This window comes from Maribacter sp. R86514 (assembly GCF_044597005.1).
Taxonomy (GTDB): domain Bacteria; phylum Bacteroidota; class Bacteroidia; order Flavobacteriales; family Flavobacteriaceae; genus Maribacter.
This window is the reverse complement of record NZ_CP138999.1, coordinates 3,256,971-3,270,518: the sequence shown is the minus strand read 5'-3', so window position 1 is coordinate 3,270,518 and position 13,548 is coordinate 3,256,971. Positions and strand designations below refer to the sequence as shown.

General features: G+C 36.2%; 13 protein-coding genes. 5 read left to right on the top strand and 8 right to left on the bottom strand.

Features of this window, described 5'->3' with window-relative positions; all coding sequences use genetic code 11:
* Positions 1–18 precede the first annotated feature (18 nt).
* From SJY30_RS14245 to pdxA, 4 genes are all read right to left on the bottom strand, one after another.
* On the bottom strand, positions 19–1,011 hold the full coding sequence (locus tag SJY30_RS14245) for a beta-ketoacyl-ACP synthase III (RefSeq protein WP_396632812.1): 993 nt from the start codon (positions 1,009–1,011) through the stop codon (positions 19–21).
* Between the two features lie 233 nt (positions 1,012–1,244).
* Positions 1,245–1,442, bottom strand: coding sequence for a 50S ribosomal protein L32 (gene rpmF, locus SJY30_RS14240; protein ID WP_027065618.1), 198 nt, complete (start codon positions 1,440–1,442; stop codon positions 1,245–1,247).
* Between the two features lie 7 nt (positions 1,443–1,449).
* A complete protein-coding gene (locus tag SJY30_RS14235; protein WP_396632811.1) occupies positions 1,450–1,980 on the bottom strand; it encodes a YceD family protein in 531 nt (176 codons plus the stop codon).
* A gap of 122 nt (positions 1,981–2,102) precedes the next feature.
* On the bottom strand, positions 2,103–3,155 hold the full coding sequence (gene pdxA, locus SJY30_RS14230; protein WP_396632810.1) for a 4-hydroxythreonine-4-phosphate dehydrogenase PdxA: 1,053 nt from the start codon (positions 3,153–3,155) through the stop codon (positions 2,103–2,105).
* 138 nt (positions 3,156–3,293) lie between these two features.
* Between pdxA and SJY30_RS14225 the strand changes: the two genes are divergently transcribed.
* On the top strand, positions 3,294–3,878 hold the full coding sequence (locus SJY30_RS14225) for a riboflavin synthase (protein WP_036150617.1): 585 nt from the start codon (positions 3,294–3,296) through the stop codon (positions 3,876–3,878).
* A gap of 4 nt (positions 3,879–3,882) precedes the next feature.
* Here the strand turns inward: SJY30_RS14225 and SJY30_RS14220 are convergent, their stop codons facing one another.
* Positions 3,883–4,971 (bottom strand): acyltransferase family protein, encoded by a 1,089-nt coding sequence (locus tag SJY30_RS14220; RefSeq protein WP_396632809.1) that lies wholly within the window; start codon positions 4,969–4,971, stop codon positions 3,883–3,885.
* Between the two features lie 9 nt (positions 4,972–4,980).
* Positions 4,981–6,792 (bottom strand): sodium:solute symporter family protein, encoded by a 1,812-nt coding sequence (locus SJY30_RS14215; protein ID WP_396632808.1) that lies wholly within the window; start codon positions 6,790–6,792, stop codon positions 4,981–4,983.
* Between the two features lie 75 nt (positions 6,793–6,867).
* Here SJY30_RS14215 and SJY30_RS14210 point away from each other — a divergent pair, with 75 nt between their 5' ends.
* Both SJY30_RS14210 and SJY30_RS14205 read left to right on the top strand, forming a co-directional pair.
* On the top strand, positions 6,868–7,623 hold the full coding sequence (locus tag SJY30_RS14210) for a sulfite exporter TauE/SafE family protein (RefSeq protein ID WP_396632807.1): 756 nt from the start codon (positions 6,868–6,870) through the stop codon (positions 7,621–7,623).
* A gap of 113 nt (positions 7,624–7,736) precedes the next feature.
* The gene (locus SJY30_RS14205; protein WP_396632806.1) at positions 7,737–9,260 is read left to right on the top strand and encodes a GH3 auxin-responsive promoter family protein; all 1,524 of its coding nucleotides are present in this window, start codon (positions 7,737–7,739) and stop codon (positions 9,258–9,260) included.
* Positions 9,261–9,274: 14 nt separating this feature from the next.
* On the opposite strand, the gene SJY30_RS14200 is transcribed toward SJY30_RS14205, so the two are convergent.
* On the bottom strand, positions 9,275–9,841 hold the full coding sequence (locus SJY30_RS14200; RefSeq protein ID WP_396635336.1) for a hypothetical protein: 567 nt from the start codon (positions 9,839–9,841) through the stop codon (positions 9,275–9,277).
* A gap of 59 nt (positions 9,842–9,900) precedes the next feature.
* Positions 9,901–11,328 carry a cardiolipin synthase gene (cls, locus tag SJY30_RS14195; RefSeq protein ID WP_396632805.1) on the bottom strand — a complete coding sequence of 476 codons (1,428 nt, stop codon included), beginning with the start codon at positions 11,326–11,328 and terminating at the stop codon, positions 9,901–9,903.
* 130 nt (positions 11,329–11,458) lie between these two features.
* On the opposite strand from cls, the gene SJY30_RS14190 reads away from it, so the two are divergent.
* Both SJY30_RS14190 and SJY30_RS14185 read left to right on the top strand, forming a co-directional pair.
* Complete coding sequence (locus SJY30_RS14190) at positions 11,459–11,869, top strand: arsenate reductase family protein (RefSeq protein ID WP_396632804.1); 411 nt, start codon at positions 11,459–11,461, stop codon at positions 11,867–11,869.
* 82 nt (positions 11,870–11,951) lie between these two features.
* On the top strand, positions 11,952–13,508 hold the full coding sequence (locus SJY30_RS14185; protein WP_396632803.1) for a hypothetical protein: 1,557 nt from the start codon (positions 11,952–11,954) through the stop codon (positions 13,506–13,508).
* The last annotated feature ends 40 nt before the right edge of the window (positions 13,509–13,548 follow it).

The following is a 13,548-nucleotide window of genomic DNA, read 5'->3' as shown; positions in this document are numbered from 1 at the left end:
ATTGGTAGTTGATGTTAGTTAATACGCCCATTTAAGGTAAATAGAACCCCATGTAAAACCGCCACCAAAGGCTGCAAATACAAGATTATCTCCTTTTTTAAGCTGTTTTTCGTAATCAAATAATAATAATGGTAATGTTGCTGATGTAGTATTACCGTAACGTTGAATATTCATCAACACTTTTGAATCACCTACACCCATTCTTTTGGCCGTGGCATCAATAATACGTTTGTTCGCCTGATGTGGCACTAGCCAATCTACATCTGACTCGGTAAGATCATTTCTATCCATAATCTTTGCCGCTACATCTGCCATATTAGAGACGGCAAATTTGAATACCGTTTTACCTTCTTGAAAAATGAAGTGTTTTTTATTGGTAACACTTTCTATAGTAGCCGGCATTAGAGATCCGCCACCTTCCATGCCCAAATATTGTCTACCGCTACCGTCTGCTCTCAAATACTCATCTTGTAGACCAAGACCTTCTGTATTAGGTTCAAAAAGAACTGCGCCGGCACCATCACCAAAAATAATACATGTGGTACGGTCGGTATAATCAATAATAGATGACATTTTATCTGCACCTATTAGTAGTACTTTTTTATATCTACCGGTTTCTATATGACCTGCGGCTGTGGACATGCCAAAAAGAAAACTTGAACATGCAGCTAATAAATCGTAGGCAAAAGCATTAACGGCTCCAATTTCCGAAGCAACGAAAGCTGCTGTAGAAGCAACCATACTATCTGGTGTTGCCGTAGAAACTATAACAAGGTCTATTTCAGAAGCATCTAGTCCCTTCTTTTCCATTAGGTCTTGTGCCGCTTTAATGGCTAAATACGACGTACCTTCTCCCTCTTCCTTTTTAAGTACCCTTCTTTCCTTAATTCCCGTTCTGGTAGTGATCCATTCGTCATTGGTTTCAACCAAATCCTCTAGCATTTTGTTGGTCATTACAAACTGGGGAACATAGCCTCCTACCGCGGTAATAGCTGCTGTAATTTTGGTCATACTTTATTTGCTTTCTTGTAAAAAACTTAAAAAACCTGTCAAAAGTCATGAAAATTAGTGATTTTCAACGACTTTTTGGGTAAAGTTATCGGGTTTTTGAAAAATTGCAATTAATAGCCATACCTCTATCATCAGTTAATTTATCTGAGTAACAAGGGCGTAAAATACAAATTGGGCTAAAAAAAACTCCCTACTTCAAATGAAGTGGGAGTATAGTATAATGTAAAAGGTTCTTAAGCTTCTGCTTCTTCAGTTTTGTCAACCAAAACTTGACCTCTATAATGTAATTTACCTTCGTGCCAGTGAGCTCTGTGAAAAAGGTGAGTCTCGCCAGTTGTAGAATCGGTAGCCAATGTAGGTGCTACTGCTTTATAATGTGTTCTTCTTTTGTCTCTCCTTGTTTTGGAAATTTTTCTTTTAGGATGTGCCATTTAAACCTTATTTATCCGTTAATAGTTTCTTTAATGCGTCCCATCTGGGATCGTTTTCTTCTTTATCTGATCTTTTCTCTTTTGGTTGAAGCTCCTTTAACCTGTCTAACACTTCAGATTCTAAAGTGCCATCTTCAATACCAGGGTGAATTCTTTTTTGCGGAACTGCCAATACTAGCATTTCATACACGTATTGCGCAATGTTCAATTGGTGCTCGTTATGAGGAAGAATCAATATTTCATCATTCTCGTCATTATACTCTTCACCAAACTTTACCACCAAATGTAAATCTCCGCTTATAGCTTGATCATACGGTTCGCTAGTAATGTCACAATCAACATTCACTGTTCCAGATGCTTCCATATCAACCTCCATCATTGTACTTGTTTTATTAAGTACTACATCTAAATTGATGTTGGTAGCGTTGAATTCATCATATCCAAAAGAATCAAAGAACGTATTGTCAATCTGGTAATTAAAGTTGTGTTTTCCTTGCTTCAATCCTGAGAAAGGAATATTGAACTCCTTTTGCTTCATCACGTACACACTTAAATTAACACTAATTGCCCACAAAAGGCGGGTGCAAAGATACTATAATTTTGATAAAAGACAATAGTTATCAACTATTTATCTTTATAACTTTTTAATCCAACCAAATTTTAACGTTCTCTCTTTAAACGTTGCTTTTTTAATACGTCTTTCGTAAGCTCTTCGAACTCGGTTCTGTTTTTAAAAACCTTCAATGCCATAAAGACCGCTTCTTTAAAAGAACTCTCGTCTGCCACGCCTTTTCCTGCTATTTCATAGGCTGTTCCATGATCTGGAGATGTCCTCACTTTGCTTAAGCCTGCCGTGAAATTTACACCTTGACCAAATGCTATCGTTTTAAAAGGGATTAACCCTTGATCATGATATGCCGCTAAAATAGCATCGAACTTTTTATAACCATCAGATCCAAAAAAACTATCTGCTGAGTACGGTCCATATACTAAATGACCCATATTTGACATTTCTTTTATCACCGGCTTCATTACCTCATCGTCTTCTTTGCCAATTACTCCGTTATCTCCACTATGCGGATTTATACCCAGTAAAGCTATTTTTGGTTTGCGAATACCAAAATCCATCTTCAATGATTTTTCAATGGTATTGATCTTATCGCGTATTAACCTTGGTATTATAGCTGCAGAGACATCTTTTACCGCTACATGATCGGTCAACAAACCTACCTTTAAGGTATCTGTTACCATAAACATTAAACTCTCACCATCTAGTTCTTGTGCTAAAAAGTCTGTATGTCCTGGAAATTTAAATTCGTCTGACTGAATATTATTCTTGTTGATCGGTGCCGTTACCAACACATCTATATCTCCTTTTTTTAATGCATCTACCGCTGCTCTTAAAGATTTAATGGCATATTCACCACCAGCTTTGGTAGCTTGTCCAAAATCAATTCTTGGTACTTCTTTCCAAACATTTACAATATTGACCTTATTATCTATTGCTTTTGACGCATCTGGAATTCCGTTGAAAACAACATTAAGTTTCAACTGCTTCATTTGAAAGGAAACCGTTTTATTAGAGGCAAAAATAACGGGAGTACAGAAGTCTAACATTCTGCTGTCTTGGAATGTTTTCAATGCAACTTCACATCCTATTCCGTTCAAGTCCCCTATTGAGATGCCTAACCTTATTTTCCTATTTTCCTCCATGATAATCTGTACCTTTGTAACCCCACTTAAAAACCTTAAAATTGGTTTTGCCTTTCCAAAAGGAGAAGCAAAGTGGTCGTCCTAATTTAAATATTGGGACACATATTAAAGGACAAAATTACTTAAATTAAACGACACATGTTTACGGGAATTATTGAAACATTAGGTAAAGTCACCTCTCTGGAAGCCAAAGGCGGAAACTTAGATATCACTATAGAATCTAGCTTAACTCCTGAACTTAAAATAGATCAAAGTGTTGCACATAACGGCGTTTGCCTAACGGTTGTAAGTCTTACCGATACGACTTACACGGTAACTGCTATTGCAGAAACACTGAATAAAACCAACTTAGATACGCTTAAAACCAATGATGTTGTAAACTTGGAACGTGCCATGATCTTAGGGTCTAGGTTAGACGGTCATATTGTTCAAGGTCATGTAGATCAAACAGGGGAATGTACTAGCGTAAAAGAAGATAATGGTAGTTGGATATTTTCTTTCACCTACGATGTAAAAACTGGTAACCCCACCATTGAAAAAGGATCTATTACCATTGACGGTACTAGTTTAACCGTTGTTAATTCTGGAAAAAACTCTTTTGACGTAGCGATTATACCTTATACCTACGAACATACTAGATTTAACACCTATAAACCGGGTACTATTGTAAATCTAGAGTTTGATGTTATTGGAAAGTATGTTGCCAAGTTGATGGCGAAATAATCGGCTATACCTTTATAAATATATTTTTCTGATATAGAATATAGCCAACCAAGCTATAAAACAGCACTACACTTAATCCGTATAATAAGGACGATGTTTCTAGTGCCAGAAAATCATGGACATATACTTTTTGGAACAACCACCCATGTAACGAGGTGTCACCAACTTGTATTTGACCCATTACCTTGCTGATGAAACTAGACAAGAAATAAATGACAATGGCATTTGCCCCTGCATACCTAAAGACAGAACCGAATTCTATTTTCTTTACATCGGTCAAATAATAAATTAATGCTAGAATAAGATTTGCCCAACCTGCGGTTACTAACACAAAACTACTTGTCCAAAGGGCTTTGTTGATCGGGAAAACGAAATCCCAAATATGACCTATAATAAGAAGACTACCGCCCAACCCTATTAGAATAGTGGCTTTCTTTTCTTGTTTACTGGTTAAGATGAGTCCTGTGAATATCCCTAATAATGAGCTTGCAATTGAAGGTATGGTACTTAGCAACCCTTCTGGGTCATAATCTGCTTTGTAATTGTGACAACCGAATACTTGTACGTCTATCCAATTGGCCAAATTATTTGGAGCTCTTTCTAATGTAGATGCCACGCCTTCTACAGGAACAAATATCATCAGCAGCCAATAGCCTATTAATAATATCGCCGTCACCCAAATCAACTGTTTCCAATTTAGGTTAACGAACAATACTGCCGCGAAAAAGAATACGACACCTATTCGTTGCAACACTCCAGGAAAACGGATATCGCCGAAATTTTTAAAGAATGGAAAATGAATTATAAATGCGCCTAAGAAAAGACCCAATGCAATTAACTTCAATGACCTAATGGCAATCTTTTTATAGGCAGCTGCATCTACAGTCCTATTTTTATACGAGAATGCAATTGATGTACCTACGATAAACAAGAAGAACGGAAATACTAAATCGGTTGGGGTATACCCATGCCAATCGGCATGCAGAAAAGGGGCGTAAACATTAGACCACGTGCCTGGTGTGTTTACTAATACCATTAATACAATGGTGGCTCCTCTAAAAATATCAACCGAAACAATTCTGTCCTTTTTCATATCTCGCCATTATAGTATGTTCCCTTTTAAGCGATTCCAAGCTTTTACCAACAACACCCCTGCTATTGCAGAAACAATGGTTAAAACGATAGCTTGCGTAGTTCTTCCATAAATCCAATAACCGGTAGCGAACATTATAGAATAAATTAGAATTACGCCTAACAACATAGCGGTTACACCAGCAGGCACACTCCACTTCTCTTTATCTTCTACAATTTTAACGGCATCGGTTTTTGCATCGACAACTACTTTTGACCAACCCGGACCACCTGGTTGTATTTTCTTGTAAAAGCTTCTTAGGGTATCATTTGATTCTGGCTGCGTCATAAAAGTGGCAATCAACCAAATAATCGTAGTTACAACTACTATAAATATATACTCAGACCAGTCTGGTAATACACCTGTTTCCGTTGCAAAAAGATAAGCACCTACGGGAGTCAATTTTAGTATAATAGAAATAATACCTGATGCGAACATTGCCGCAATCTCACTCCAAGCATTGATCCTCCACCAGAACCATCTTAGTATAAATATAAGTCCGGTGCCTGCACCAAATGCCAATAAAATATCAAATAACTGAAGTGCATTTTGAAGCAACAAAGCCAATGCTGCACTAAACAACATTAAAACAATGGTTGAAATTCTACCTACGGCCACCAATCTTTTTTCAGATGCATTCGGGTTTATCTGCTGCTTATAAAAATCAAATACAATGTATGACGATCCCCAATTTAACTGTGTACTAATAGTACTCATATAAGCAGCTACCAAGGATGCCAACACAACACCCAATAATCCACTAGGTAGTTTGGTCAACATGGCAGAATATGCTAGATCATGACCTAATTTATCTGCCGTAACATTTGGGAAAGCTTCTTGTATACTCGCTAAATCTGGGTATACTACTATAGATGCCAATGCCACTAAGATCCACGGCCATGGTCTTAGCGCGTAATGCATTATATTAAAAAAGAACGTTGCGCCAATTGCATGATTTTCATCTTTTGCCGCCAACATACGTTGCGCAATATAACCACCACCACCCGGCTCTGCACCTGGGTACCAAGAACTCCACCATTGTACGGCTAGAGGAATTATAAATAAAGTAATCAATGCTTTCTTGTTACTAAAATCTGGAAGGATGTTTAGTTTTTCAGAAACATTTTCATTTGCCATTAAAGCTTCAATACCACCAACCTCTGGTATATTCACCAAGTAATAAGCAGCGCCAATTGACCCTGCCATGGCTACAAAGAATAAAAGGAAATCGGTATAAACCACCCCTTTGAATCCGCCAAGGGCGCTAAAGGTTACTGTAATCAGACCAGCACTTACAACCGTTTGCCAAGGTTCCAGACCTAGCATTATGCTACCTATTTTAATAGCTGCCAATGTTACAGCAGACATGGTTATTACATTGAAAATCACTCCTAAATAAACTGCCCTAAATTTTCTTAAGAAACTTGCCGGTTTACCGCCATATCGCATTTCGTAGAACTCTAAATCGGTATTTACATTCGATTTACGCCATAGTTTTGCATAAACGAAAACGGTCAACATTCCTGTAATCAAAAAACACCACCAAACCCAATTACCGGAAACACCGTTGGTACGCACAATATCTGTCACCAAATTGGGCGTATCGGTTGAAAATGTTGTTGCCACCATTGAAAGACCTAGCAACCACCATGGCATCGTACGACCCGATAGAAAAAACTCCGATGAATTTTTACCCGATGTTTTTGATACATAAAACCCTATGCCTAAGACAAGGGAGAAGAAAACTATAATAAAACTATAGTCTAGCGTACTGAGTTCCATAAGTTGGTTTTAGGTTGATTGTTAAAGATATATTATTTTAGGACATTCTTATACCTAATACGCTAAACGTACCACGTGCTACTATCAATAACTACAGAAATTACCCCAACAGCTTGGATATTGGCATCAATTGCCACCTTTATTATTGGATTATCTAAAGCGGGAATTAAAGGAATTGCTGTTTTGAACGTTACCATAATGGCTTTGGCATTTGGCGCAAGACAGTCTACAGGCATGGTGGTACCTCTTCTAGTTCTTGCTGATATATTTTCCGTTATCTATTATAATAAATATACACAGTGGAAATATGTTTTTAAAGTATTACCGTGGATGCTCGTTGGTTTATTAATAGGTGTATTCATAGGTAACGAGCTGCCCGAAAAGTTCTTTAAAATAGCCATGGCAATCATAATCATCATTACCGTTGGCATGATGTTTTATTGGGATCGCAAAAAGGACAAGAACGTACCTTCTCACTGGACATTTGCCGGAGCCATTGGCACCATAGCAGGTATTACTACCATGGTAGGTAATTTAGCCGGAGCTTTCTCTAACATTTACTTTTTAGCCATGCGTTTACCAAAAAATCAATTTATAGGTACGGCAGCTTGGTTATTTTTAATTGTAAATATTATTAAACTCCCCTTTCACTTTTTCGTCTGGAAAACCATAACCCTTGAATCTTTACAATTGAACTTGATGCTTTTACCTGGTATTCTTTTAGGGTTTTTCGTTGGAGTTCGATTTATAAAACACATTAAAGAAGCTTTCTTTAGAAAGATGATTTTAGTATTAACTGCTGTGGGTGCGGTGCTTATTATGCTTAGTTAGAATTTTGTTATTTCCGACTAAAGCTTAATAAAGTCCACATATTTCATATTAGGGTTAATCTTTACCCCACGTAACCAGTAATTTAGCAGTAATAACCTAAAATACCGTTACATATGAATATCATAGGAAATTTTATAAAAGGAGTTATTGATATTACCGACAAAATTACTGGTGATGATAACCCTATTGAAGATCAAAAAGCTGTTCTTCAAAACCTTTTAGAAACCGCAAAAGATACTTCTTTTGGTAAAGCCTATGACTTCAATAATATTCTAGAAAGTGATCATCCACAGCAAGCATTTCGTGATGCCGTGCCTTATTTCGATTATAATCAAATCAATGAAAAATGGTGGCATAAATTGCACGAAGACCAGACTGATGTAACGTGGCCTGGTAGTCCTGATTATTTTGCACTGAGTTCTGGTACAACTGGTAAAACAAGCAAACGTATTCCCGTGACCGATGCTATGATCGATGCTATTAGACAAGCAGGAATCAAGCAAGTGTTAGCGATTTCGAATTTCGATCTTCCGGCAGATTTCTTTGAAACGGGAATTTTAATGCTGGGCAGTTCTACTGATTTGGTTGAAAACGACGACCATTTAGAAGGTGAGATCAGCGGTATTAGTGCCAGTAATATTCCATCTTGGTTTAGTGGATATTACAAACCAGGAAAAGAAATTGCCAAAATTGATGACTGGGACGAGCGTGTTGCTAAAATTGCCGAAAAAGCTGCAGATTGGGATATTGGTGCTCTTAGCGGAATACCATCATGGATTGAGTTGATGTTGAAAGAAGTCATTAAAAAGCACAACCTCAACAATATTCATGAGATTTGGCCAAACCTGAAGGTGTACACTTCTGGCGGAGTGGCATTTGGACCATATGAAAAGAGTTTTAATGCCTTAATGGGGAAACCGGTAACGGTAATTGACACCTATTTAGCATCCGAAGGGTTTATTGCCTTTCAAGCAAGACCAGAAACCGATGCCATGAAATTAGTGACCGATAACGGAATCTATTTTGAGTTTGTTCCCTTTGATCCTGATTATATTTTAGAAGATGGTTCTCTTTCTCAAGATGCTCCTTCGCTAACTTTATCAGAGGTTGAAACCGGTCAAAATTATGTGCTTATAATCAGCACAGTTAGTGGTGCTTGGCGCTATCTTATTGGTGATACCATTGAGTTTACCGATGTGGAACGTGCCGAAATTAAAATTACGGGTCGTACCAAATTCTTCTTAAATACGGTGGGTTCGCAATTATCGGTCAATAAATTGGATGATGCTCTACAAGACATCATGGAAACCTTTGATATCGAAATACCTGAATATACCCTCTGTGCAAAAAAGTATGAAGACGGATTTTACCACACTTGGTATTTGGGAACTACAGCAACACAAGACGCCGAAGCTATAGCTGAAAAGCTAGATGAATCTTTAAAAGCCGCCAATAAAAATTATAAGGTTGCGAGGTCAAAAGCCCTAAAAGGAGTAAAAGTTTTTACCGTAAACCCTGAGGTGTTTTACGAGTGGAACGATAGTAATAAAAAGAAGGGCGGACAAGTAAAGATGGAACGCGTTATGAAAGAAGAAAAGTTTGCCGAATGGGAGGCATTCGTTCAAAAAAATCTATAACACATAGCTTAATTTTATTTTTTGAGCGCAGCATCTCTTTGTTCTACCAAAACCATAATTTCTTCTGGTGATAGGTATAAGTTTTTTATACGATTAACATAAGATTTGGTTAACCCTGCTTTTGTTAATATGAATTCTTTTGTAGCCAAAATATAGGTTTCCATACCATGTGCTACCGCAAATGAATCTGCCCTGCGTTCTGCCTCCCTAATATAAGGCTCAGAAGTTATATATTTAAAACCAAAAGCTATTAAATTAAAACCGCTTCGCTGCTGGTAGTCCATAATATGACCTAGTTCATGCCCCAACCAGCCTATCATAATTTCCGATGGTATGTCTACGGTATAGTAGACCGAATCTGCAATCTTAATTTTCTCGCTAATAAATATATTGTACGACCTGTTCTCTTTAGACTTGAAAATACTCCAAAAAGAAGGTTGTGCCTGCATTGTAGACTTTTTGATGTTCTTCTTGAACTTAAATTCTATTTTAGTATTGGCAAGCTCAGGATAATGTGAAAGGGCAATTTTTGCTTCTTCTGTTATTTCTTCAGGTATTATATGTTGTGCAGATGCAACCATAGGGTAGCTTAATTGTATTAAGATTAAATAGTTTAATTTGATTTGATAAAATAATTTCGTCACAATAGCGGACTAAAGAATTTGGCGAGACCTTCTAAAAACTTACTGAACGGCGACCTCTTTTTAAATGTTTCTAAATCTACTTTTGCATCGTCTGTACAATGCTTTGTAAAAAATTTTTCTATACGTGATGCTTTTTCTTTGTCATATAATATGGCATTGGTTTCAAAATTATGCTCAAAGCTTCGGTAATCGAAATTACCAGAACCTACAGAAACTATTTCTGAATCTATGATAATGACTTTGCTATGAGAAAAATCTGGTCTTAGGTAAATATTAGCCCCAACTTCCAACAAAGCCTCAAAGGTTGAGAACATACTGTATTGAGCCAATAAAGAATCTGATATTTTAGGGGTCAAAAGCGTAACTTCTACACCACTTAATGCCGCAATTCTTATGGCTTCCAATACCGGTTCTCCTGGAATAAAATAAGGGTTGGCTATACAAATACTTTTTGTGGCAATATTGATCATTGCCAAATATTGCTGCATAATGGCAGGGTATCTAGAATCTGGTCCGCTAGATATTATCTGAGCTATGGTGCTACCTACAGGCGCTACCTTTGGAAAATATTTGTCTTGCAACAACAATTCTTCCTCACCGGCAAAATGATAATCTTTAACAAAAATACGCTGTAAACTGTTCACCAAAGGACCCTGGATCTTTAAATGAAGATCTTGCCAAACACCCAATTCAGATACTGGTTTCATATACTTATCCGATACATTGAATCCGCCGGTGAAACCAACCTTACCATCAATTATCATAATTTTTCTATGATTTCTATAATTTAAGGTAAACAGTAAATTTCCAAACCTTATGGGCATGGTAGAAAATGCTTTTACACCTATATCCTTAAATCTTTTTACTCGTTTACCACGCATAGAATTACTACCAAAAGAATCGTATAACATTCTAATTTCTACCCCTTCCTTTACTTTTTTGGCAAAGAGCTCATGAAACCGATCCAATAACATACCTTCTTCTAAAATATAGTATTGAAGGTGTATAAAATCTTTTGCTTCATCTATGGCCTTGAATATAGAACCAAATGCCTCTTCCCCATCATTTAATAAGGTAATCTCATTACCCTCATAAGGGGCAAAATAACTGTTCTTTCTAATTAAACTGGCTAGCTTGTCGTGCTTATAATTATCGAATTCATGTACACTTTGCTCTCCGCCTTCTAATTCTTTATGGGTTTCGGAATATAGCTTTCGTTTCTCGGTCTGCTTTAACTTAAAGAGTTTAAATTTTCTTCTGTTAATTCCAAAAAGATAGTACAAAAGCGGTCCTAAAAAGGGAAATATAATTACGGACAAAGACCAACTGATCATTTTAGTTGCCTTTGATCCATTGAAGATTATATTGACAATGCTCCACAGTGTAACTGCAATATAAACAAGCCAAAGAATTGTATTTACCACCTTATTATTTCTTTTACATCAATATACTATAAATAACCCCAGCCTAAAACCTTAAAACCCTATGAAGATACTTTTCATTTTAAAAGAGTCAATTATTGGTTTTGATAGTGAGTACATTTAAAAAAAAGTAATGGGAGTAATTGCTATGGATAAAAAACAGATAACATTATACTACAGTTCAGAAAACTCTATTGGAAAACAATTGAATGCCTACGTGCAGTCTTCTGATAAAGAACATTTAACAATAGACATTTCTAAAACGAATGTAACAGGCACCCAATGGGCAGAGTTAGCCGATGGTCTTGGTAATAATCTTTCTGATCTGATCAATACCGATCACCCAGATTTTAAAGATGCTTATGGTGAAGATACCGTAAATCTTGATGATGACGGTTGGTTGAAAATATTGGACAAAAACCCAAGTTTTTTGAAAAACGCCATTGTCATAAAAGGTAAGGAATTTATTGAGCTTACAAGTGCATCAGACTTTAAGCAATATATGGATTCTGATAGTGCCGGTATAGAAAAACCTTATAAGTAAGGGTTTTTTTAAATAGCACTTAATTTATTTTTGAAACATAGGGTTTACTTAACTTCTAAAACCATTGCTTTAAATATACCTTATGTCCAAAATTTTAAAATGGCTTGTCTTAATAATTGTTTTCTGCGTGGGCGGTTATATGCTTGCCGAATGGAAAATGAATAAAGAGGTCGTTAGCTTTTTAGAAAGAAAGGTGCCCGATCATATAGACTTCTCTTACGACCAGATAAGTATCAATCTTATAAAGGGCAACATAGCGTTTAAAAATGTTGCCGTAATTAGTTCTGGTAAACAGACCTCTTCTTGCGAAATTAAGGTAGATGCAGAACTGTTATCTATAAAAGGTTTCGACTACTGGAAAATATTATTTCAGAACGCCATCTACATAAAATCGCTTACCCTTACTAAACCTCATCTAAACTTTAAGACCTGCCCGCAAGAATCAGATAATGTAGTTGCGAATAAAAGCAACCCGATTAATCTATTGAAAGAGATTTTCGTAGAAGAAATTATTTTTGATGCAGGTAAGCTTAATATCTGGGATTCTAATGAAGAAAAAGAACTCATAGCTATTGAGCAAATAAACCTTTCATTAAAAAAAGTTGCTACCGATCCAGATATCATAACAAAATATGTTCCTTTTGAATTTGCCGATTATAACATAGAGGTCAATAACATCAATGCACCATTGGGTGAATTCGAAGAGCTTGAAATGGCTTCTTTACTAATGAATAACACGACTATAAATATTACTGACATAGTACTTTCTACAGTATATTCTAAAGCTGAATTAAGTAAAAAAATAAGGTATGAAAGAGACCATATTTACTTATCCGTTCCTACTATAAAAGTAGACAAACATAATTATACGGTCTCCAACGACTCTTTACAAGTAAACTTTAAAGAGCTTCTGCTATCTAACCCTAAATTAGAAATATATCGCGATAAAGCTAGATTAGAAGATTTTAGAAATAAGCCACTTTATGGCAAATTATTGCAGAAACTACCTTTTAAAGTTGCAATTGACTCCATTTTTATTGAAAAAGGGACAATTATGTATGAAGAGAATATTCCAAATAATGTTGGGGCAGGTGCATTGAGTTTTGAAAATTTAGATGTAAAAATCAGCAATTTATCGAACAAAAGAAATGTTGAAAACCCTGTTCAAATTCAGCTTAATGCCGATTTAATGGGCACGGGAAAATTCGATCTTAATTGGCAGTTTAATGTTTACGATCCTAAAAGTACTTTTCTTATATCAGGTGGTTTATCTAATTTCAATACAGCTAGTTTAAACGATTTTTTGGTGCCCAATTTAAGAACACAGACTACAGGGACTATTGACCAGCTTTATTTTACTATATCAGGTGATGAGTATGCCGCAACAGGTGATATTAAAATGAAGTATGAAGATTTTAAATTTCAAGTGCTCAACAAAGAAAGAAACGGGGTCAAAAGCGTACTCTCCTTTATAGGCAACCTATTTATAAACGATGGTTCAAAAACAGACATTGACGGTTATAGATACGGCGAAATATCTACTGAACGGGTCAAAAACAAATCATTCTTCAATTATTTATGGATCAATCTTCAAGACGGCTTGCTAAGTGTATTAACTGGAAACGGAAAAAAAGATTGAAGTACCGTTGTAAATGAAAAAGCCAGATAGTTGAACTATC

What these genes read in the sequence shown, in the direction of transcription:
- rpmF (WP_027065618.1), bottom strand. Translation starts at nt 1,442, where the DNA reads ATGGCACATCCTAAAAGAAAAATTTCCAAAACAAGGAGAGACAAAAGA.
- SJY30_RS14190 (WP_396632804.1), top strand. Translation starts at nt 11,459, where the DNA reads ATGGGAGTAATTGCTATGGATAAAAAACAGATAACATTATACTACAGT.
- SJY30_RS14205 (WP_396632806.1), top strand. Translation starts at nt 7,737, where the DNA reads ATGAATATCATAGGAAATTTTATAAAAGGAGTTATTGATATTACCGAC.
- SJY30_RS14220 (WP_396632809.1), bottom strand. Translation starts at nt 4,971, where the DNA reads ATGAAAAAGGACAGAATTGTTTCGGTTGATATTTTTAGAGGAGCCACC.
- SJY30_RS14185 (WP_396632803.1), top strand. Translation starts at nt 11,952, where the DNA reads ATGTCCAAAATTTTAAAATGGCTTGTCTTAATAATTGTTTTCTGCGTG.
- SJY30_RS14200 (WP_396635336.1), bottom strand. Translation starts at nt 9,841, where the DNA reads ATGGTTGCATCTGCACAACATATAATACCTGAAGAAATAACAGAAGAA.
- SJY30_RS14245 (WP_396632812.1), bottom strand. Translation starts at nt 1,011, where the DNA reads ATGACCAAAATTACAGCAGCTATTACCGCGGTAGGAGGCTATGTTCCC.
- SJY30_RS14235 (WP_396632811.1), bottom strand. Translation starts at nt 1,980, where the DNA reads ATGAAGCAAAAGGAGTTCAATATTCCTTTCTCAGGATTGAAGCAAGGA.
- SJY30_RS14225 (WP_036150617.1), top strand. Translation starts at nt 3,294, where the DNA reads ATGTTTACGGGAATTATTGAAACATTAGGTAAAGTCACCTCTCTGGAA.
- pdxA (WP_396632810.1), bottom strand. Translation starts at nt 3,155, where the DNA reads ATGGAGGAAAATAGGAAAATAAGGTTAGGCATCTCAATAGGGGACTTG.
- SJY30_RS14215 (WP_396632808.1), bottom strand. Translation starts at nt 6,792, where the DNA reads ATGGAACTCAGTACGCTAGACTATAGTTTTATTATAGTTTTCTTCTCC.